General features: G+C 42.0%; 22 protein-coding genes. 21 read left to right on the top strand and 1 reads right to left on the bottom strand.

The window, feature by feature from the left end; translation table 11 throughout:
* Position 1 precedes the first annotated feature (1 nt).
* The 6 genes from CCC71_RS00445 (at position 2) to CCC71_RS00420 (ending at position 7033) form a co-directional block, all read left to right on the top strand.
* Positions 2-3100 carry an ATP-binding protein gene (locus CCC71_RS00445; protein WP_021840104.1) on the top strand — a complete coding sequence of 1033 codons (3099 nt, stop codon included), beginning with the start codon at positions 2-4 and terminating at the stop codon, positions 3098-3100.
* Positions 3101-3122: 22 nt separating this feature from the next.
* A complete protein-coding gene (locus tag CCC71_RS00440) occupies positions 3123-3824 on the top strand; it encodes an HNH/ENDO VII family nuclease (protein WP_021840105.1) in 702 nt (233 codons plus the stop codon).
* Between the two features lie 9 nt (positions 3825-3833).
* On the top strand, positions 3834-4238 hold the full coding sequence (locus CCC71_RS00435; RefSeq protein ID WP_021840106.1) for an SMI1/KNR4 family protein: 405 nt from the start codon (positions 3834-3836) through the stop codon (positions 4236-4238).
* A 237-nt stretch (positions 4239-4475) separates the two neighbouring features.
* Positions 4476-5081 carry a beta-class carbonic anhydrase gene (locus CCC71_RS00430; protein ID WP_156704862.1) on the top strand — a complete coding sequence of 202 codons (606 nt, stop codon included), beginning with the start codon at positions 4476-4478 and terminating at the stop codon, positions 5079-5081.
* Between the two features lie 98 nt (positions 5082-5179).
* Positions 5180-6550, top strand: a complete 1371-nt coding sequence (locus CCC71_RS00425; protein ID WP_156704864.1) for an MFS transporter — start codon at positions 5180-5182, stop codon at positions 6548-6550.
* A gap of 60 nt (positions 6551-6610) precedes the next feature.
* Positions 6611-7033 carry a GNAT family N-acetyltransferase gene (locus CCC71_RS00420; protein WP_226974479.1) on the top strand — a complete coding sequence of 141 codons (423 nt, stop codon included), beginning with the start codon at positions 6611-6613 and terminating at the stop codon, positions 7031-7033.
* 147 nt (positions 7034-7180) lie between these two features.
* Here CCC71_RS00420 and CCC71_RS00415 read toward each other — a convergent pair whose 3' ends face one another.
* The gene (locus CCC71_RS00415) at positions 7181-8083 is read right to left on the bottom strand and encodes a diacylglycerol/lipid kinase family protein (RefSeq protein ID WP_021841951.1); all 903 of its coding nucleotides are present in this window, start codon (positions 8081-8083) and stop codon (positions 7181-7183) included.
* Between the two features lie 195 nt (positions 8084-8278).
* On the opposite strand from CCC71_RS00415, the gene CCC71_RS00410 reads away from it, so the two are divergent.
* From CCC71_RS00410 to CCC71_RS00340, 15 genes are all read left to right on the top strand, one after another.
* Positions 8279-8998 carry a GntR family transcriptional regulator gene (locus CCC71_RS00410; RefSeq protein WP_296332616.1) on the top strand — a complete coding sequence of 240 codons (720 nt, stop codon included), beginning with the start codon at positions 8279-8281 and terminating at the stop codon, positions 8996-8998.
* Between the two features lie 425 nt (positions 8999-9423).
* On the top strand, positions 9424-10413 hold the full coding sequence (locus tag CCC71_RS00405) for a molybdopterin-binding protein (RefSeq protein ID WP_296332613.1): 990 nt from the start codon (positions 9424-9426) through the stop codon (positions 10411-10413).
* A gap of 186 nt (positions 10414-10599) precedes the next feature.
* Positions 10600-11022: an acyl-CoA thioesterase gene (locus tag CCC71_RS00400; RefSeq protein WP_021841954.1), complete on the top strand. Its 423-nt coding sequence runs from the start codon at positions 10600-10602 to the stop codon at positions 11020-11022.
* A complete protein-coding gene (gene murI, locus CCC71_RS00395) occupies positions 11015-11833 on the top strand; it encodes a glutamate racemase (RefSeq protein WP_021841955.1) in 819 nt (272 codons plus the stop codon). The genes CCC71_RS00400 and murI overlap by 8 nt, the downstream gene beginning before the upstream one ends.
* 25 nt (positions 11834-11858) lie before the next feature.
* The gene (locus tag CCC71_RS00390) at positions 11859-12398 is read left to right on the top strand and encodes a hypothetical protein (protein WP_156705269.1); all 540 of its coding nucleotides are present in this window, start codon (positions 11859-11861) and stop codon (positions 12396-12398) included.
* 13 nt (positions 12399-12411) lie between these two features.
* Positions 12412-13065: a coenzyme F420-0:L-glutamate ligase gene (locus tag CCC71_RS00385; protein ID WP_021841957.1), complete on the top strand. Its 654-nt coding sequence runs from the start codon at positions 12412-12414 to the stop codon at positions 13063-13065.
* A 172-nt stretch (positions 13066-13237) separates the two neighbouring features.
* Positions 13238-15007, top strand: coding sequence for a hydantoinase/oxoprolinase family protein (locus CCC71_RS00380; protein WP_021841958.1), 1770 nt, complete (start codon positions 13238-13240; stop codon positions 15005-15007).
* Positions 14997-16322, top strand: coding sequence for a histone deacetylase family protein (locus CCC71_RS00375; protein WP_021841959.1), 1326 nt, complete (start codon positions 14997-14999; stop codon positions 16320-16322). The genes CCC71_RS00380 and CCC71_RS00375 overlap by 11 nt, the downstream gene beginning before the upstream one ends.
* A 161-nt stretch (positions 16323-16483) precedes the next feature.
* Positions 16484-16738 carry a type II toxin-antitoxin system prevent-host-death family antitoxin gene (locus tag CCC71_RS00370; RefSeq protein WP_021841960.1) on the top strand — a complete coding sequence of 85 codons (255 nt, stop codon included), beginning with the start codon at positions 16484-16486 and terminating at the stop codon, positions 16736-16738.
* Entirely contained in the window at positions 16731-17057 is a 327-nt protein-coding gene (locus CCC71_RS00365) for a type II toxin-antitoxin system RelE/ParE family toxin (protein ID WP_247240008.1), read from the top strand. Before CCC71_RS00370 ends, CCC71_RS00365 begins: the two co-directional genes overlap by 8 nt.
* Positions 17058-17189: 132 nt before the next feature.
* The gene (rph, locus tag CCC71_RS00360) at positions 17190-17927 is read left to right on the top strand and encodes a ribonuclease PH (protein WP_156705256.1); all 738 of its coding nucleotides are present in this window, start codon (positions 17190-17192) and stop codon (positions 17925-17927) included.
* A 121-nt stretch (positions 17928-18048) separates the two neighbouring features.
* Complete coding sequence (locus tag CCC71_RS00355; protein WP_127058961.1) at positions 18049-18636, top strand: XTP/dITP diphosphatase; 588 nt, start codon at positions 18049-18051, stop codon at positions 18634-18636.
* Positions 18637-18798: 162 nt separating this feature from the next.
* Positions 18799-19332, top strand: a complete 534-nt coding sequence (locus CCC71_RS00350) for a metallophosphoesterase family protein (RefSeq protein ID WP_021841964.1) — start codon at positions 18799-18801, stop codon at positions 19330-19332.
* A gap of 142 nt (positions 19333-19474) precedes the next feature.
* The gene (gene speD / locus CCC71_RS00345; protein ID WP_127058963.1) at positions 19475-20257 is read left to right on the top strand and encodes an adenosylmethionine decarboxylase; all 783 of its coding nucleotides are present in this window, start codon (positions 19475-19477) and stop codon (positions 20255-20257) included.
* Between the two features lie 12 nt (positions 20258-20269).
* Entirely contained in the window at positions 20270-21445 is a 1176-nt protein-coding gene (locus CCC71_RS00340) for an NAD(P)-dependent malic enzyme (RefSeq protein WP_295250016.1), read from the top strand.
* Positions 21446-22161: the final 716 nt, after the last annotated feature.

Raw genomic sequence — 22161 nt, 5'->3', positions numbered from 1 at the left:
TATGGTTTATAATGCAAATAAATTTGTTGATAAAAATAATATGGAAATATTGAATGTCGAAGATGATTATCAAGCATTAGAGGTTGAATTTAAAGAATTATTTTATCCTTCGCATTTGATTTCTAATGAAGATGCTTTAAAGTTAGGACAAGAAGATATTAATGATTTATTAACTCAATTTAATTTTTTCCAGTTTTGTGATTGTAAGATTTATAATGTTATTAATAAGTTTGAGTTTCTTCAAAAAAAATTACAACATCTTTTCACTTCAATGAATGCTATTGAAACTTCGTTTTGTTATGGGGTAGTGGGAAATGCAAATTCTGCATCCCTGATTTTCGGTGTCCCGGTAACGAAAGATAAAAATAATATTTTAGGTATACTGAAGGGAACTTTAGGCGAAATTTCGATAGAAATAATTGATAGTGATAATATTGTAGACAGAAACCATAGCAATAATAGAAGCAAGCGTTATATTGGAACGATTATAGGAAATCCAAGTTTGCCATTAGAGGGAAAGCAGGAGGAAAGTGATATTTCTCCTGTAATTAGAAACTTATATGGGCAAAACTATATGCTTCTGATTTTGTGTAAACCGGTTAATGAAAAAATAATCCAAAAACAATTAGAGAAAGCGTTAGAATTAAAAGATAAATACGCTGCACTAGCAACAAGAAATATTTCTACGCAGTTGGGCTTATCGATGGGCCATAGTGAAAGTTGCAGTGGGAGTCTATCTGAAAGTAATAGCAAAGGAAAATCTACTCATGACACCATTTCTGTAGGGGGAGGAGTTCCTTTTATAAGTGCACAGAACTCTGAAACTTATGGACAAAGTGAAAGTCGAACTGTTACAAAGATACTTGGAAATAGTCGATCGGAATCCGCTTCGTTCAATACTAATTTCTCAGTTTCTAGTCAGATTGAAACCAGTTTTGCTCAGGAATTATTAAGTAAAATAAGTGATGTTATAGAACGATTGAAATTAGGACGTAATATTGGTTTGTGGGATACTGTTATTACTTACTCATCAGATAATGAAATTGGATATAATCTTATAAAAAGTACTTTACATCGTGTGCTTAGTTCTGGCAATTTGGGAAAATTACCCCCGGTTACATTCTCCTGTAAAATATTAGACACTAATTGTGAATCGGAGGTACAGAATGAGCCACTATTAATGATTCCAAAGGGGTTTTTAGATACTACTAAAGACGAAAAAAGCCCTTTAAGTAATTTTATGAATTCAGAAGAGTTGTGTGGTGTTTTTAGTATTCCTACAGAGAACATAGTTGGATTTGAGATACAAGAAATAAAAAGATTTGCTATTAATTATCAAAGCACGACCAATGAAAAAAGTATTGGCAATATTTGTGATTATGATTGCCCTATTAATAATCATTTTTTTGGTATTGCTGAAAATGATTTGGTTAAACATACATTTGTATGTGGAATTACCGGAAGTGGTAAAACTAATACGGTTAAACAGATATTAAATGCTATTGATACACCATATTTGGTAATTGAGCCTGTAAAAAAAGAATATAGACATAGTACGAAGGTTGATACTATCTATACATTAGGTAATCCTGAATTGAGGGGATTAAAAATAAACCCATTTTATGTTCCCATGGGGATTAAACCAAATCAGCATATTGATTATTTAAAAGATTTATTTTCTGCATCTTTTGCATTTTATGGACCTATGCCATATATATTCGAAAAATGTTTGAATAATATATATGCAAAAAAAGGTTGGGATTTAACTTTAGGAATTCATCCATTATTGAATAATGCTAAGTATGCAGATGAACAATTTGGACAGAAAACATTAGAGGATTCATATAGTAATGAAACTCATAAATATCTCTTTCCTACGATGGACGATTTGAAGGATGAGATAAAACGATATTTAACGGAAGAATTGGATTATGAAAATGAAATAAAAGGGAATATTAAAAGTGCTATTCAAACTCGTATTGAAGGGTTGTGTGTAGGCTCCAAAGGGTATATTTTTAATACTGCAGACGTAGTTGATTTTAAAAAATTATTTGAAAGTAAGGTCGTAATAGAAATAGAAGGTTTGTCTGACGATAGTGATAAGGCCTTTACATTAGGATTGTTGCTTATTTATTTAAATGAATATAGAAGAGTCGATGAAGCCATTAATAGAGGTACAGGGCTTAAGCATCTTTTAGTAATAGAAGAAGCACATAGATTGTTGAAGAATATATCCTTGGAAATTAATTCGGAACGAGGAAATGCAAAAGGGAAAGCTGTTGAACACTTCACAAATATATTAGCTGAAATGAGATCATATGGTGAGGGAGTTATTGTTGTCGAGCAGATTCCTACTAAATTAGCAGCTGATGTAATTAAAAATTCATCTAATAAAATAGTCCACAGAATTGTTGCTAAAGATGATCAAGATATTGTTTCTAATACGATTAATGTTAATAGGTCAGAGGCTGTCTCCTTAGGTTATCTTAAGACGGGTTTTGCTTTGTGCCATAAGGAGGGCATGATACAGCCTGTAGTGGTGAGATTGGAACGTGCTCCTGAAAGTATTACATTAGATAGTGAGCTGTATATGGATAATTTAGATGAAAAATTATTTGAGATTAATAAATCTATATTAAAGAGCTACTACAGTGAAAGCTTTAATAAATGGAGTATTCAGTTATTATTTTTAATTTTATTGGAAAAAGATTTAGAGACAATTCGATATTATTTTAAAAATATTTGTGGTGAGATAGAAGATAAGGAAGTAATGAAACCTATCTCTACTATACGATTTGCAGATACTATTGAAACTCTTGTATTAGATTGTATAGCGGACAACGTAATAGAACTTTTAAGTTTTAGCATTTTTACTAATAGGGAATTATTATCTAATGAACAAGTGAAGGTGATTCGTAATTTTATAAATAGCTCTAATCAAAAAAATTATACGAACTTGACAGAGTTGTTGAACGCATATTATCACATGAATTTAAAAACGGTAGCTGAACTTATTAGTAAGCAGTTATGGGGTGATTATTGTCGGGATATGAGAGGTTTTATTGACTATGACGATTTTTCCCGTGCTTTAATTAACTAAATAACTGTAGAGCGGGGGATGTATGAGCACTATTTTTGAAGGGGTTACTCCCAATAAACAAGAAATCAAGAAGGTTGAAGGCAATGAAAAAAATAAAGTAAATGAGATTGGAAATATCGAAATTCTATATGAATCTGAAAAAAGTGAGACGTTGTTAGATTGGTCTCAAATAGTTAATATAGTTAAAAAAGCTTCTTTTTCTATTTCAGAGAATTTAGGGTTTGCTGAGATTAATGAAAAAGCTGAGAAGGTTAGTGCACATGATATTAGTGAGCCCCCCTTTATCGAAAATGTCTTAAATGAAGCAGAGCGAATAAAAATCAAGGAAAAGATAAATTGGTCTAACAAAGTCATTGACTGTATGCACTCAGTAGAAGAATATAATATTTATGAGAAGGCAAGTCTTAAAGAAGCTACTATAAATAAACGAAGCTGTTTAATTAGAATGGATATAGATTGGACACAAATGGATTCTATGGGAAGAAGTAACCAAGAACGCATTTCTTATGGCTTGTCGCCGATAAATCGGGACGGTAAAATTATAGAATTACATCATATTGGGCAAAAATCTGACAGCCCGTTTGCTGAATTGACGTCTGAAGAACATCGAGGCAAGGGAAATGATAAAATCCTGCATAGGAAAACCATTGATAGTGAAATTAATCGCATAAGATATGCAAGTGAGAAAAGTCAACATTGGACAGAACGTGCTGAAAATTTATAGGGGGCTATTATGAGTAATATTGTTGAAAAAATTAGTAATATTCCTAACTTGTATAAAGTTAATGGTGCCGAATCAATAGAAATTAGTAAGGCGCAAAAGTGTTTAGGCGTGCAATTTTCTACTGATTATATTGATTATTTAAAACAATTTGGTGCAATTAGTTTTTGGGGAACAGAGCTAACTGGGTTAAATATTAGTGGTCCTATGAATGTGGTTGAGGCGACCAAAGAAGAGCGCAGGTTTAATAAGGATTTTCCAAAAGGTTGTTTCGTGTTAGAAAATATCGGTATTGATAATATTATTGTTGTCATGAATCAAGATGGGTTTGTTTTTTCGGTATATAGAGATAAGGTTAGAAAGATATGCAATTCCTTTTCTGAATATATTGATATTTGTTTAAAACGGAATCAGTAATAGCGTGAGATTTCGAAATTTAATATGCTTTTAAATCCGTAGTAATATCGGTAATTTAGAATTGTAATTGGAAAGTTTCTATTGTACAATTCAGCCGCTATTGTTGCGGATTTTTTGAGTTTTAACATGAGTGAAGCTGAGTTTTATTTCTGCTGTTATCTATTTTTTTTGCCACGCACATCGAAAGAATGTGATATAGTTATAGTGAAGTAGTATTCCGTTATGGAGGTGGCTGTCATGTCATTATTAGAAGAAGTTTTAAAAGCTAATGAAGCCTATGTGGCTGATATTATTAAAGAATACGGTGAAGCGGGGATGCCGTCCCCTAAGACGCCGCAACGTCACATTGCCATTTTGACTTGTATGGATACGCGTCTGGTTGATTTATTGGAACGTACGATGGGCATTGACCGCGGCGATGCCAACGTTATTCGTGTAGCCGGCAACTGCATTACCGATGTGTTCAGTGATGTTATTCGCAGTCTTGTGGTAAGTATTTACGAATTGGGAGCCAAAGAAATTTTTATCGTCGGTCATGAAGATTGCGGCATGGAAAAAACTTGTCCCGATGAACTGTCTAAGCGCATGATTGACCGCGGTATTTCGCCGGAAGCGATTACCATGATTCGTTGTGAAATGGATCGCTGGGCCAATAATTTCTGTCATTCTGAACAGAATGTAATTAAAGCGGTAGCACAGCTTCGTCAGAATCCACTCATTCCAAATGATGTTAAAATCCATGGTCTCATGTTAAATCCATATACCAGTAAGTTGACTTTACTCGTAGATGGTAATAAACCAAACGAAGAACTCGATTCTATGGCAGTTTGCACTTGTTGTTAAAATTTATTGTATACTTATGTTAGGTTTTACAATTTTTAGAACATATCAATTCTTGAAATCAGGTATAGGTTTTGGCAGTGAAGTCGGGAGGTTTTAATTTGGCTGTCAACAGAAGTAATCAAATATTAATCATCGTCATGATTGCGTCGTTTTTGACGCCATTTTGCGGCAGTTCCTTGAATATGTCGTTGCCGGATATCGGCCGGGAGTTTCATGCCGGTACGTCGGAGCTCAGTTGGGTTATTGAAACATTCCTATTGACCTGCGCCATTTTTACGGTGCCCATGGGTCAACTGGGAAATCGCATCGGCAAAAAGAAGGTATTTTTAATCGGCACCATATTATTTACATTGAGCTCGTTGGTTATCCATTTTGCGCCGACTATTCATTGGCTCATGGTTTTGCGCGGGCTGCAGGGAATTGCGGCAGCTATGCTGTTCTCTACGGGGACCGCAATTATTGCCTTAGTGTTTCCGCCGGAACGGCGCGGCTGGGCTATGGGTATGAATGTAGCAGTAGTGTATATCGGCTTGGCGGTGGGACCGGTTATCGGCGGTTTTTTGAACTATCGCTTCGGCTGGCAAAGTATTTTTTACTTTATCGCGTTTCTCGGTATGATTGCGACCATAATGACAATCCTTTTTATGAAAGAAGATTGGGTAAATAAAGAGCAGGGCTATATGAATCCGGTTAGTATTTTGCTGTACGCCGCATCGTTGGTTATGGGGCTTTACGGCCTATCGGAGATTGTAAAATTGCCGGTAGCTAAGTATATTTTCGGAGCCGGTATTGTGACGACGATTATATATATTTGGCACGAAGCCCGTGCGGCCAAACCGCTATTGCCGGTACGTATTTTTCTGGAAAACAAGACGTTTGCGTTTTCTAATTTGGCATCTATGCTGAATTATAGCGCTACCTTTGCGATTGGTTTTTTATTATCCCTATATTTGCAGATGATTATGGGCTATGATTCGGAAACGGCCGGTTGGTTCTTATTGGTTCAATCCATTGTAATGGCCGCCTTGTCGCCGGTTATGGGTTCCTTATCCGACCGTTACGGATCCGCCGTTTTGGCATCTACCGGGATGGGCGTTATTGCCGTAGGGCTCCTCGTGATGTGGACGGCTATGAATCTTTCATCGACGGCCCTTATTATTACAGCCTTGATTATCGTGGGCGTCGGGTTTGCCATGTTCTCGGCACCGAATAATAACGCTATCATGGGCTCGGTGCCGCCCGCTTATTTTGGCATGGCCAGTTCTGTTATCAGCACGGTTCGCCTATTGGGACAGGTGCTTAGTATGGCGATTGTGGCATCCATTTTGGCCCGTAATACCGGGGCAGCCGGAACGGCTATTGCTAATGTAGATAAGGCCGTATTGTTGGCTAATATTCAATACAGTTTAATGGTATTTATGGCCTTTTGTGTAGTAGGCATTATTCCGTCTATGATTCGGAATAAGTAAAACAATCGCACTAGGCATAGCACCGGGCAAGTTCAATATAATCATTTAAAGGAGTTTATTATGTCGTGGAAAGTATCTATATATTCTGAATTACCGGATGAGGCGCGTGCGATTCGCCAAGCCGTATTCGTAGAGGAACAGGGCTTTCAAGAAGAGTTTGACGATATAGATAATACGGAAGCCGCTCATTTGGTAGGCTTTATTGAAAATGAACCGGTTTGCACGTGTCGTTTTTTTAGAGATAAAGATGAAGCGTCCACCTTTATTATCGGCCGGGTGGCTGTTATGAAAACGCACCGCGGGCAGCAACTGGGAGCTAAGATTCTCTTGGCAGCGGAAGATTTTATTCGTGTCATGGGTGGCATTAAAACTAAGTTAGCCGCCCAAGTGCAGGCCAAAGGTTTTTATGAAACACTCGGTTATACGGCGGCCGGCGAAGTATTTGACGAGGAAGGTTGTCCGCATGTTTGGATGTATAAATAAGCTCCTCGGCAATAAGCCGCTACGGGAGAATTAACGTGCAACGTTCAAGCTAATATGGAAATAAATAAACGCCGTTCAGTACGAGTTGAACGGCGTTTTTATATGCATTGATTGAAGTTTTAATGTGGGTTCGCTATAGGTTAGCGTTTATTTGTCTTTTTTATTCGGCACATATACCTGCAAAAAGCCCGGCAGTACTTCTAAATCAACCGGCATGAGAGGGCCCTTGTTGCCATCCATATTGGTAGGCAATTCGATGTCGTCGAGCAAGGTAATTTTGGCTTTGCGCACTTTTAAAATCGTCACATATTTCGACGTGTAAATCGATCCGCGCAAGATGAGCGGTAAGATACGCAATATGTCCATGATGAAATATTCTTTGAAGATGATGATGCGCATATAGCCGTCATCAACCGAAGCTTGAGGCATAAATTTTTCAAAACTGGATACTACATTGGTAAGCAATGCGATTACCAATGGCGAGCGGATGGTAAAATCGTGGTCATCCGTTTGAATGTGAAAACTGTAATCCTTAGTGGTGAAAAGGGCTTGACCTCCTTTTACAAAGTAGGCCAAAGGGCCAAGGAGTTGTTTTTCTTTAGGTGTTACTTCTTCTACTACTTTAGGAATAACGCCGGCGGCAATGTTGTTGCAAAAATATTGATCGTTGCAGCGACCGATATCGACGCGGCGGATCTTACTGTTTTTTAACGCGCGAATGGCAGCTAACGGCTCCAGTGGAATGCCGAGGGCCCGCGACATATCGTTGACCGTACCTACCGGTACAAAGCCAAATTTGGCTTTACCGCCACCTTGGGCGATACCGTTTACCGTTTCATTAATGGTGCCGTCACCGCCCATGCAGAATACGGCGTCGTAGCCATTCTCTGTGGCATATTTGGCAAATCGGGTCGCATCTCCGGCTTTGGTAGTGAATTTAATTTCCATATGATCAAAGAGGGTGCTTAGTTGCCATTGCAGCTCCATGGCATACTGGGTGGCACGGCCTCCGCCTGAGACAGGATTTATTATAACTAAACAGCGACTCATATATGTTCTCCCGTTGTATTTTAGTTGACGCTTTGCAGAACTTACCTTTATAATTAGATTAATATAGTCTGCAGAAAATAAGCATACAGCCTTGTAATATCTATTATAAAGTATTTATACATTATAGTATACTAAAGATTGACTGTCACTACAAAGAGTAGGCTGAGTGCTATTCGCGAAAGTAGAGGATTTACTATGGGTAAACAAGAAGAATATCATCTTAATTCGATTGACTCCATTGGCCGATTGCCATTGAGTGAACAGGTATATGTTACATTAAAACAAGCCATTTTGACGGGCGCGTTGAAACCGCAGGTGAAGCTGAACGAGGTGAAAATTGCGGAACAGCTTAATGTAAGTGCTACACCGGTTCGCGAAGCGTTTCGTAAATTGGCTAAGGACAATCTGGTAGTCATCAAACCTTGGAAAGGTGTAACGGTTAAAGGGTATACACCGGAAGAAATTATCGGAATGTATCAGTGCCGTGAAGTGATGGAAGGTTTGGGCGCTCGTTTATGTGCCGAATTGTGCACGGATGAACAGATTGAAGAATTACAGGCTCTTTGTGATGCCGGTTCGGCTACGACGGATGCGGAAGAGCGTGTTCAAATCAACAGTCGTTTGCATACGTTAATCTCTTTCTTCTCACAAAATGAACGGGTTATGGATTATTTGGGCGAGTTCCGTGAAATGGTAAATCGTGACATGTACATCAGTACCATGGATCAAGCCCGCACCGACTCTTGTAATCGGGAGCATGATGAAATTATGGCTGCTATTCGAAATCACGATGGTGAAGCAGCCGAACAGGCGATGCGTAAACATATTCGCAATGCTTTTGTATTTAAAAAAGCACATGCCGATTTACGAGCCATTTGGTTTATAAGACTTTTGATGCCGGAGTTGGGAACTTGATAAAAGCGTTTTGTAAGATGAAGTTTGCACCGGATAGACAAATTTAAAAAATTTGCATGAAAAAAGTGCAAAATTTGCATAACAACTGTTTACTTTTTTCTTACAGTTTGCTATAATCATTTCAGGATATGACCACAGAGTCATATCTCGGGGCATCCCCCAAAGCCCCTTAACATTTGAATGTGATTCAAATGTTCTCTCTCTCTTTTTTCTCAAGCACAAAAGCCTCGGCATATGCCGAGGCTTTTGTGCGTTTAAAAAGGATTTAAGATTAAATACTTAGTTAAACGAATAAAAGTATTTTAGTGGAGGACAACGGGAGTCTGTTTTTAATTAAAAATATATAGTTTCGTATAGATGATGTTTTGATGAGATTCAAGTAGCTTGGGTTTTGTTGTAACATATGATTTGTAGAGGAGGTTTTCATGAAAAAAGTAGCCGTTGAGGAAGCTGTCGGCCAAGTTTTATGTCATGATATAGCGCGTATAGTCATTGGCGAAGTTAAAGATACGCCGTTTCGTCGAGGTCACATCATTCGTGAAGAAGATATTCCGGCTTTTTTAGAATTAGGCAAGGAGCACGTTTTTGTGCAGGAACCGGGCGATGAAGCGATATTGGCCGATACATTGCACGAAGAAGATGTAGCGGTGGGATTATATGCCTTGTTAGCTAATGACAGTATTTATGCATCTGATGTCCGTGAAGGTAAAATTGAAGCGTTTGCAGCCTGGGATGGGATGCTCAAAATTGATGTGGCTCGATTGCAGGCGGTTAACAGTATCGGTGACCTTACAATCGTTACCAAATTCACTAATACGGCGGTTAAGCGTGGTGATAAATTAGCCGGTATGCGTTGCATCCCTTTGTGGCTCCCTAAAGTGCAACTTGAACAGGCTAAGGCTATTTGGCAAGGTCAACCGCTCCTTACGGTAAAACCTTTTGTGAGAAAACGCATCGGTCTTGTAACGACCGGCTCGGAAGTGGCCAGAGGTCGCATTCAAGATGCGTTCCGCCCGATTATTGGAGAACGAACGGAACCGTTTCGTATGAAAATCGTAGCGCATGAGATTGTTATTGATGATACGGATAAAATTATGGCCGCTATTAAAGCGGTAAAAGACGCAGGGGCGGATATTATTTTCTGTACCGGTGGCATGAGTGTGGATCCCGATGATTTGACGCCGGGCGCAATTGCCAAGAGCGCGGCTCATGTGGTGACATATGGCTTGCCGGTTTTACCGGGCTCCATGGTATGCATAGCCTACATGAGTGACGGCACACCGCTTGTAGGCCTGCCGGGCGGTGTTTTATTCAGTAAACCGACAGCCTTTGATGTCTTTTTACCACGTTTGGCATCGGATGATCCGATTACGAAAGCCGACTGCATTGCGTTAGGTCACGGCGGTCTGCAATAGGCTGCCGTGATTGACCAAGTTGAGTGCATTGCGTTAGGTCACGGTGGTTTGCAATAGGTTGCTTTGATTAACCAAGCTGAGTGCATGGCATTGGGTCATGGCACTTACAATAGTTTGACAGCCACCTATTGGTGGCGTACAATGAAGGGTGAATTATTTTATAGTAATGAGAGGTGAAATAAGTATATGTTTACCACATCATTGCAGGTACGATTTTATGAAACTGATATGATGGAAGTAGCTCACCATACCAATCACTTGCGATGGTTTGAGTTAGGCCGGGTGGAATTTTTCAGAACCTGTGGCATTTCCCTGTGGGATATGATGGATAACGGGATTGTGTTCCCGATTACAAAAGTGGCTTGTGAATATAAGGAGCCGGCTCGCTTCGATGATGTGTTAACCGTTGAAGTGACGCCGACCAAAGTAACACGAGCTCAATGTGTTTTTACGTATCGTATAGTGCGTGAAGCGGATGGTGCATTGATTGCAACCGGTGAGACGCAGAATGTGTTCACCGATAAGGCGACGGGGAAGGTAATTCGTTTAAGCGATACCTATTATGAGCCAATTATCCGCACCATAAAGGAGAGAAAGAGTCATGAGTAAAGCAGCCGCAACCGAGGCCTCTAAAAGACCTATCGGAGTATTTGACTCCGGGGTCGGGGGATTAACAGTATTAGCCGTATTGCGACGAATGTTTCCCCATGAAGACTTTATTTTTGTTGGCGACAATATGAATAATCCGGTTGGCAATCGACCTAAGGAAGAAATCAGTCAGATTGCTATGAATATCGGTCATTTTTTAGCCAAGGTGCCTGTGAAGATGGCGGTGGTTGCGTGCAACACCTTTTCCGTGGTGGCCTTGGATGAATTACAAGCTACCTTTGACTTTCCGGTGGTAGGTATGGCTAAAGGTGTGCGGACCGCTATTGATACGAGTCAGACTCAGAAGATTGCCGTCATGGCTACCAAGGCTACTATTGATAGTCACAAACATATTGAAGAAGCGCATGAGTTACAGCCTGCGGTTGCCGTATGGGAACAGGCTTGCCCTGATTTGGCCCACCTGATTGAGCAGGGCCACTTGGATGACCATATTGTTCATTCATCATTGCAACAGTACTTGGATCCGATTATAAAGAGCGGTTCCGATACAGTCGTTTTGGGATGTACACATTTTCCGTTTTTGATGGATTTGATGCAGCACATGTCGGGTGGCAACAAGACATTTATCGACCCGGCCTATGAAACAGCTGAGGAAGTGAAAGATATATTGGAAGCGCAGCAACTCTTGAATTCGCAGTCTGCTAAAGGCAAGCTGGATATTTGTTTTACCAAAGACAAAGAACTGGCTGAGCGCATGACTTCAATATTGATTCCGCCGGAAGATTTCAACGTTCGGATTATTACACTATAAAACTATAAGGGAGCAGTATATGGATATGTATTTTTACACATTAGTTAACATAATCGTAACGATTGTTTTCATCGTTGCCGTTCTATTTGTGGCGTTTCGCATTTTTGCCTGGAAACAGGGGAATGAAGAAATTGTCATGTTACCTAAACGTCGTACTCAATTTGAAGTAGAAGACATCAGTTTTAATCAGGTAACCTTGGTATCGGATATTCCATTCGTAAATAAAGGCCGTCAAAACGGTACTATTATGGATTTATATCCACGTCATTTGTTGCCGCAGGAACAGTTTGATCAGGTATCCATTACGTCGTGGACGACCGATGCGGCGGAAGAACGTCATGATGGGTATTGGAAATCTGTTATCATCGAACCGCGCAAAGGCGGCACCGTTCGCTTGCGTCTTATTTTGAATGCAAAAACGGGCAATATTCGCAAAGATTTGGTAGGTTTTCCTGATATGAATATTGATATTGTATACCAGGTTGTCGGTCGCAGTGATTGGCACATTTCTAAAAATCGTTTAATTTTGACAGCTGAAGAATTACAGCATGCTATGCGGCAGTAGGAGGTAGGTAACCATGGCAAATTTAGAATTAGTACCGGTTCATACTCGTATACTGACCCATCGAGATGATATTGTAGAAGCAATTATGCATTATGCCGGCAAAGATATCGGGCCGGAAGATATTGTATGTGTGGCGGAATCTGTAGTAGCGATTACGCAGGGCCGCATCACCCGTCCGGAAGAGCTTCGTCCTACTTGGCAGGCTCGTTTGTTGTGCCGTTTTGTACCGGCTGAAGGCTCTATGAGCTCCGTGTACGGCATGCAGTCCGCAATGGAACTTGATGGTAAATGGAAGGTATTTGGCGCCTTTATTTTGGGGGCCATCGCTAAAATATTCCGCAAAGACGGCGTTTTTTACCAAATTTCCCGTGCGGCTGCACTTACGGATGACGTTACGGGGACAATGCCGCCGTTCGATAAACACATTGTGTATGGTCCGAAAGACGCGGATAAAGTGGCGGAACGCATTGTACAACGCACCGGCAGTTACGGTGCCGTAGTAGCCGACGTTAATGATTTGAAGCGCGCTGCCGTTCTCGGTCACAGCCGCGGTATGGACCCTAAACGCATTGCGCGCATTTTGATTGACAATCCGTTTGGCAATGATGATCAGATGACGCCAATCGTTATTATTAAAAACTTCGCCTCCATTTCGGAGCGAAAATAAAAAGGAGGCCTTAGGGCCTCTTTTTGTTTGTTAAAAACCTTGTTACACTATATATAGAGAGTTTTTTGCTAAACTATTCTTTGATTTTTTAGATATATATTTGATGTATCAATGATATAGTTAACGTATTATTGCTATTAAATAGCGGAGCTTAGGGAAAGGAGTTGTTCCTATGTTAGTAGGTCTTGACGTAGGCGGTACCTTTACGGATGCCGTAGTCGTAGATAAGGGACGGATTTTAAAAAGTCATAAATGCCGCACCACCAAGCCGAATTTAATGGAAGGTATTGAAGCCGCTTTGGCCGGTGTAGCGACTGCTATTGAGCCTACAAAAGTGACACGGGTGACTTTGTCCACGACGATTGTAACGAATGCACTCGTCATGAATCAAGTTGATCCGGTTGATTTATATGTGATTCCGGGGCCGGGCATGGATATTCGGCCCTTGTTGCCGGTAACACCAATTGTACTTAACGGTTATACGGATCATCGCGGTTCATTGGCAGCCCCTTTGAGACAGCGTGAGCTGGACCAAATTCCCGGCGAAAAACAAAATACACGAGCCGCTGTATCGGCCAAATTCAGCGTGCGTAATCCAAAATTGGAACAAGCCTTAAAAGAAGAATTATTGGCAGCCGGCTATGAAACGGTATCGGCCGGTGCCGAATTAAGCGGTTCCTTAAACTTCCCGCGTCGTACCGTAAGTGCTTATTTTAACAGTGCCGTGCAGGGAACCTTTGAAGACTTCAGTGAAGCCGTTAAAGCAGCTTTGGCTCGCTATGGTTTGACGGCGCCTATATACATATTAAAAGCCGATGGTGGTTCGTTGCCGTTAGAACGAATGAAGGCAAGCCCTGTTGAAACGGCCTTTACGGGACCGGCTGCCAGTGTTTTGGGGATGGCGGCCCTTCGCTCTATGCCTAAAGATATGACGGTCGCCCTCGATATGGGTGGGACCACTACAGATATTTCGCTGTGGGAAAACGGTGTGCCTATGATGGCTCGCGGCGGTGCGATGATACGTAATTATCCAAGCGCCGTACGCTCCTTTGCGGTAAGTTCCGTAGGCATCGGCGGCGAATCGGCCGTTGCTTTTGATGAAAACGGTAAATTGACCGTAGGTCCCGACAGATTGGGCCCATCCCTCGTATTGGGCGGCACCGTGCCAACGCTTGGGGACGCCCTCATTGTGTTGGGTAAAGCTAATTATGGCGATACGCATATGGCTTGGCAGGGACTGGCTAATTTGTTGCAAAAAGCGCCTCATGGTTATGTTGCGGGGACCGATAAAGATGTTGCCGATACAGATAATACGGCCATAGCTGCGGACGATGCTGATGCAGGTATAGCTGCGGGCAATGCTGCTGAAGGTATAGCTAAAGATGCTGTTATAGCGTTTGCCAAAGACATTGTAGCGGCAGCTGTTACGGTAATTACCGACGGCATAGCGGCTTCGGTGCAACGGGAAAATAAACTGCCTATTTATGTGGTGCGCGATATTGTAGAACCGAAGATTTTTAAACCGGAAAAACTGGTGGCCGTAGGCGGTACAGCTGTAACGCTGGCCCCATTTGTAAGTGAACGCTTAGCCTTGCCGGTTCAGATTCCGCAGAATGCACCGGTAGCCAATGCGGTTGGTGCCGCGGTGGCCCGTGAAACTTTGATGCTTACGGTACATGTAGATACGGCTAAAGGTATTTTGGTAGTACCGGAACTGGGCATTCACGAAAAACAAAGATCGGTACAGACCGCGGCGCAAGCCGAGTCGTTAGCGTTAGACTATTTGCAAAAGGCGGCAGGCGACTTAGGTCTTACGAATGCGCCGTCAGGACATATTATTTCGGTAGAAGACGTGCCGATTATTGAAGGTTGGCAGTCTATGCATCGTTTAATTACCGTGAAAGCTCAATTGGAACCGGGGGTGAGTGAATATGTACAATAAGAATACTTTGGGCCTCGTATTTTTCCCGGCCTTTGACTGGAAAATTTCGCCGACCCATCCGGAACGGCAAGAACGCTTGCTATATACGCGAGATCAACTGTTGGAAGAAGGCCTTTTGGAACATCCGGCTATTCGTGAATATAATCCGTTACTAGCTTCGTGGCAGGATATAGAACGGGTCCATGTGGGAGCCCCTTCTTTGAAAAAATGGGTGACTGAAGCACATCGTGTATCGGTTGGCGGCGCCATTGCCGCGGCGGAAGCAGTTATGCGCGGTGAAGTGACACGGGCTTTTTCGCTGGTGCGCCCACCGGGACACCACGCTATGAAAATGGTGCACGGCATTCGCGGTTTCTGTACGGTCAATGTGGAAGCCATTATGATTGCTTATTTGCGCCGCCATTACGGCGTGCGCCGCATTGCCATCGTGGATACAGATGTTCATCATGGTGATGGGACACAGGATATTTTTTACCACGATCCGGATACTTTATTTATCTCCTTCCATCAAGACGGGCGCACCTTATATCCGGGTACCGGGTTTATGTATGAATATGGTGGGCCTCAAGCGGTCGGTGCAACCGTAAATATTCCGCTCCCGCCGGGCACGGGCGATGAAGGGATGCTTAAAGTGTTACAGAACTTGGTAATGCCGATGCTCAATGATTTTAAACCGGATATTGTTATTAACTCAGCCGGTCAGGACAATCATTTCAGTGATCCCCTGGCGAACATGATGGTCACCGCTAAAGGCTATGCGCGACTTACGGATATTTTAAAAGCCGATATTGCCGTCCTCGAAGGCGGTTATTCGGTGCAAGAAGCGTTACCGTATGTAAATACGGGTATTGTCCTTTCCATGGCAGGCCTTGATTACAGTCAGGTAGTGGAACCGGCTTTTGACGAAGATACAAATCGCCAACGTCCCGATGTGACGCGCCGTATTGATGATATTATCAGAAAATGGGCCGACCAGTGGCATCGCCGCCACGAAATGCAAGTGGATGCGCTCTTGGGTTTAGGAGATTTTTGGCAAGATCGCCGTCAGATTTATTATGATGAAACGGGCATTTCCGAATACCGTGATGAAAAAATCCGCCTCTATCCGGACAAGGTGGGGTATATGAGCATTGATTCTCGTAGCGATGGCGGCCCATTCGGTTCCCAACATGTGTATGCTACGTTCATTCCTTGGCAGGCCGATGACGAATGTCGCAGAGATGCTTATGACGCAACCTTGGCGGCTAAAAAAGCCGGTAACGCGGACCGTTATGTGGTAGTGGATCCTATGAAGGACGTACAGGAAGAAATATAGGATATAATATTTTGATAAAAATATTGCCTTATCGTTTTGCGAAAATATCTCTCTGTGAAAAAAAGCAATTTTGCAGTCGATATAGAATAATTGCTGTAAAAACTGATGTTGAATTTTACGGCAAATTTGAGATATACTATGAGTGAAAGGAGTTGAGCAATATGCCAAATATTAAACCTATTTCCGATTTACGAAATTACAGTGACGTACTACGCGATGTGACTGTTGGTGCCCCGGTTTTTTTAACAAAAAATGGGCGCGGCAGATATGCAATTCTTGATATACAAGACTTTGAAAAGGTGCAGGCAACACTCCGCCTGATGAATGAATTGGCAAAAGGTCGAAAATCCGGTGAAGAGAAGGGCTGGTTAACTTTGGAAGAGGTAGAGAAGAATCTTGGGATAGTCAATGAATAATTTACATTTATCTGAAGAAGCTCAAAAAGACCTTATCGGGATTAAAACTTATAATATAGAAGAGTTAATGAATGAGTCAGCTGCATTGGGAATTGTAGGTCAAATTACAAATAGCCTCCGAATTTTACAGACTTATGCAGAAGCTGGGCCGATGCTATCTTCAATTGCGGATATAGAAAGCGATTATCGCTTTATTGTGAGCGGAAATTATATCAGTTTTTATCGCTCTTACGGTAGCGAAGTTTTTGTCGATCGTATTCTTTATGCTCGTTGTGATTATATGAGAATTTTGTTCGGGGACGGCAAAAAAGACGAATAAATTATTAACATTCAAACCGCTTGTAGTAATATAGGCGGTTTTCAAATAGGAACTAATAGTATGTTATATCCTATGATATAATAGGAAATGAATACGAAATAGGGGTGACCAACCCAAATAGGAGTGACAAATATAAGAATTGACGGAAGAAATCCAAAGGCTGTTCGGCCTATTAAAATTACACGCCATTTTACGGCCTATGCGGAAGGTTCGGTATTAATTGAATTCGGCAATACGAAGGTGCTTTGTAATGCCACTATTGAAGAAAAAGTACCTCGCTTTATGAAGGGTGAAGGTCGCGGCTGGGTAACGGCGGAATACTCGTTGTTGCCACGAGCCACGCAAACTCGTAACAGCCGTGAAGCGGCCAAAGGTAAACAGACCGGTCGTACTGTTGAAATTCAGCGCCTTATCGGCCGTGCGTTGCGTGCCGTAGTGGACTTGGAAGCTCTCGGTGAACGAACGATTACGCTTGATTGTGACGTGTTGCAGGCTGACGGCGGTACCCGTACGGCGGCCATTACCGGCGCTTTTGTAGCTATGGTTGATGCGGTAAATACGATGTATGACGGTGAAGGTATGTATCCGATTCGCGATTACTGTGCCGCTATTTCCGTTGGTATCGGTCAAGAAGGACCGGTTACGGACTTATGTTATGAAGAAGATAGCCAAGCTATTGTGGATATGAACGTAGTTCGTACGGGCTCCGGCAATTTAATCGAGGTGCAGGGCACCGGTGAACATGGTACGTTCAGCCGCATTGAGCTTAATACGTTGCTAGACTTGGCAGAATCCGCTACCGATACTTTGATGGCGGCTCAAAAAGAAGCCCTCGGTGATGAAGCCAAATATATCGGTACGGGCGCCTAAGCGATTGATGTTAAGTTAGCGCCGTCTAAGTTATTAATGTTAAGTTAACAGTGGATATGATATTAATACTAAGGTAGCGTATTCCATGTATCAAATTATGAGGTTTTGGTAGGAGCAATATATGAAAATCGTTGTGGCAACCCACAATAAGGGGAAGTTGCGTGAATTTAAAGCAGCCCTTGAAACAGTCGGTATTGAGGCAGTAAGCATCGGTGAGGTTGTGAAGGTGCCGGAACCGGAAGAAACGGGCACGACTTTTTTGGCCAACGCACGCATTAAAGCGCAATATTATATGGAGGCTTGCGGTTTGCCCTGCTTGGCAGATGACAGCGGTCTCGCTGTTGATGTGCTTGATGGCGCACCGGGCGTATATTCGGCGCGGTATGCGGGCCCTCAATGCGATGATGAGGCGAATAATCATAAACTCATTGAATCTGTTAAAGACGTGCCTTTTGAAAAAAGAACGGCACGCTATGTATGTGAACTCGTGTTGGCCTATCCGGACGGTCGTGAACTGACGGCAACGGGCTATTGTGAAGGCTTAATTCAGACAGAGGCCGTAGGCGACGGCGGCTTCGGTTACGACCCGTATTTTTACTTGCCGCAGTTTGCAAAAACGATGGCCCAGTTATCCATGGACGAAAAAAATGCGATCAGCCATCGAGGTTTAGCGTTAAAAGAGTTACTTGAAAAGTTGAAATCACAGTAAGTAATAAGCCAATAAAATAAGTAACAAGCAATCAAAGTTGGCAACAAGCAATTAAATAGGTAACAAACAATTAAATAGGTAACAAACAATTAAATAGGTAACAAACAATTAAAGTAAGCACCAAATAATAATATATTTACAATAAAAAGAAAGAGAGGCTCTATGAGCGCACAAGCAGTCAGTTGTGTGGGTATTATCAGTGATACCCACGGTTATTTGAACAAAATTGATGAGATTTTGGCAGCTACCGCTGATTGGCCTATTGAATTATGGCTCCATGCCGGCGATTATGGCGATGATGCACGCTATATGGCTAAGCAAACGAGTGTGCCCGTATTGGCGGTTCGCGGTAATAATGACCGTCAACGGCCCTTAGAGCCGCGCGAACAGCTGATTCCTTTTAAGGACACATATATTTATATGACTCACGGGGATCAGTTTTTGCCGTATAATCGCATTCAGGAAGTGTTGTCACTAGGCGAAAGTATGGGGGCTACCTTGTGCATTGCGGGGCACAGTCATCATCACAGTCAGTATAGTGACGGTCATGGGCTTTTTATCAATCCGGGGAGTCCCGCACTGCCGCGGGATAAGTCGGGCGGTACCTTTGCGGTGGCTACTTATGAGGACGGTTTTTTCACGGGTCGCTTCTATTATTTAAAAGAACAGCCGTGGGAGTCGCCGATTATTAAGTAGTATTTACATAAATGCCGATTATCAATTAGATTTTTACATGAATATTATAAAATAAGATATCGAAAGTATTGAATACGATGAAGAGTTTCGATATAATGAAATATAGGAATAAGTATTGAATGAGGAAGGTGTACAAAATATTATGGAGACATCCGTGAAACCGATTAAAAAGATGAAATTATACGGTTTTAACAACTTAACAAAGACATTGAGTTTTAACATTTATGATATTTGCTATACGAATACCGAAGCTGAAAAACGGCAGTATATTGAATACATTGATGAAGTGTATAATGCACAACGGCTAACGGATATTTTGACAGAAGTGTCTCATATTATTGGTGCTAACGTACTTAACGTGGCTAAGCAGGATTATGATCCGCAAGGCGCCAGTGTGACGATTTTGATTTCGGAAGAAGAAATTCATAAGGAAGATGTGGTATGTCATTTGGACAAAAGCCATTTGACGGTTCACACCTATCCGGAAAGTCATCCGTATCGCGGTATCAGCACGTTCCGCGCCGATATTGACGTGTCCACTTGCGGTCAAATTTCGCCGCTCAAAGCTTTAAATTACTTGATTGGCAGTTTTGATTCGGACATTATCAGCCTTGACTACCGAGTACGTGGCTTTACACGCGATGTACAAGGCAAAAAACTTTATATTGATCATCGCATCAACTCTATTCAGAACTATATTGATGCAAAAACCAAGAACTTGTATAACATGATTGATGTGAATGTGTATCAGGAAAACATCTTCCATACGAAAATGATGCTCAAAGAATATGACATCAATAATTACCTTTTTGGGATTACGGAAGACGATTTGACGCCAAAAGAACGCAAGCACATTAACCAATTATTGAAACAGGAAATGGCAGAAATCTTTTATGGTAGAAATCTACCGACATTAAAACAATAGGAGGGAAATTACATGGACGTACGCGAAGAAGCAGTACAAAAGAAATTAGAATTAGGTGGTTTTTTGACAACCGGTACAAAATATCCTTTGAAGGATGCTCACGATTTATCCGTAGCGTATACGCCGGGGGTTGCTGAACCTTGCCTTCGCATTAAAGACAATGAAGAGTTGTCTTTTGATTTAACTTGCCGCGGTAACATGGTGGCGGTTGTATCTGACGGGACTCGTGTACTCGGCCTTGGCAATATCGGGGCAGCGGCTGCTATGCCGGTAATGGAAGGTAAATCCTTGCTTTTCAAACGTTTCGGTAATGTAGACTGTGTGCCAATCGTAATTGATACGGAAGACACGGAAGAAATCATCCGCACTGTTAAATTATTGCAGAAAAACTTTGCCGGCATTAACTTGGAAGATATTTCCTCGCCTAAATGCTATGAAATTGAAAACCGCTTAAAAGAAGAACTTGAAATTCCGGTATTCCATGATGACCAACACGGTACAGCTATCGCTTGTTTGGCCGGCGTTAAAGCAGCTCTTCGTCTTGTAAAAAAAGACCTTACCAAAGTTAAAATCGTTGTAAACGGTGCCGGTGCAGCCGGTGCTAATATTGCTCGTTTGTTGTACTTGGCAGGCGCTCGCGACATTACCTTGATGGTAAGTTCCGGAGTACTCAACAAAAACTACAAACGCCTTGACTTCTTGCAAGCTGAATTAATCAAGTTGTTGGGCCAGGAAGAAAAAACAGGTACTTTGGCTGAAGTGGCTAAAGGCGCTGACGTATTGCTCGGCGTGTCCGCTGCCGGTGCTTTCACACCTGAAATTTTGAAAAACTTGGCAAAAGACTCCATCGTATTTGCTATGGCTAACCCAAATCCGGAAGCCATGTATGACGATGCTAAAGCTTGCGGCGTACGCGTTATGGGTACCGGCCGCAGTGATGCACCAAACCAGATTAACAACGTAAACGTATTCCCTGGTTTGTTCCGCGGTGCCATCGACGTTCACGCATCTAAAATCAATGATGAAATGAAATTGGCTGCTGCCGATGCCTTGGCTAACCTCGTAGCTGACGAAGACCTTCGTGAAGATTATGTAGTTGCTAACGCATTCGATGAACGCGTTCCACTCGCAGTAGCTAAAGCCGTTGCGGATGTGGCTGTGAAAACGGGCGTAGCGCGTAAAAAATAAAAAGGTTGTATCTTACCGGCGCTGAGCTGTTTACGGCAGGTGCTTCGGTGAGTGACTGGTTATAGTGATTAATAAAGGGACTCTTATCTTATATAAGCCGGAATGGCTGTACCGTTTTACGGGTGTAAGATAAGGGTCCCTATTTTTTATCAAGAAGGCGACACATATCTTATTTGCTCCTGGGCTGCATGCAGCAAAAGTCGCTTCATAAGATATGTGTCGTCTTCTAATGCAGCTAAATATTAAATAGTGCCAATCTTATCTTACACCCGCTTAATCGCATCACACCGTGTCTTTTTATAAGATAAGAGTCCTCTTTGAACAATCCTGTGAACTAGAGCCATGTCACTCACCGGAGCACCATTAGGCGAAACGAGCGGAGTCGCCGTATAAGATACGGCCTTTTTATTTCTCGCCGCCCTTCCGCCAAAAGGGGGGAGGAGAAGGAGGAGGAGGAGGTCTTCTTCGTATATTACGGTGATTTAGGATAATCCCCTCATCTTATATCGCTCTTTGTGACAAGCAGCAATAGGTAGATAAGATAAGGGTCTCTTTTAAAACCATAGTGTAAGTCCGAGCCATGTCACTCACCGAAGCACCATTAGGCGAAACAAGTGGAGTCGCCGTATAAGATACGGCCTTTTTATTTCTCTCCGCCCTTCCGCCAAAAGGGTGGGCAGAAAAAATTCGGATTCCATTTAGTAGATAACCGTTGC

This window comes from Veillonella sp. LMAG:90 (assembly GCF_008679445.1).
Lineage (GTDB): Bacteria > Bacillota > Negativicutes > Veillonellales > Veillonellaceae > Veillonella_A.
The sequence above is the reverse complement of the archived record's forward strand: the minus strand, read 5'-3'. Positions and strand labels throughout refer to the sequence as shown.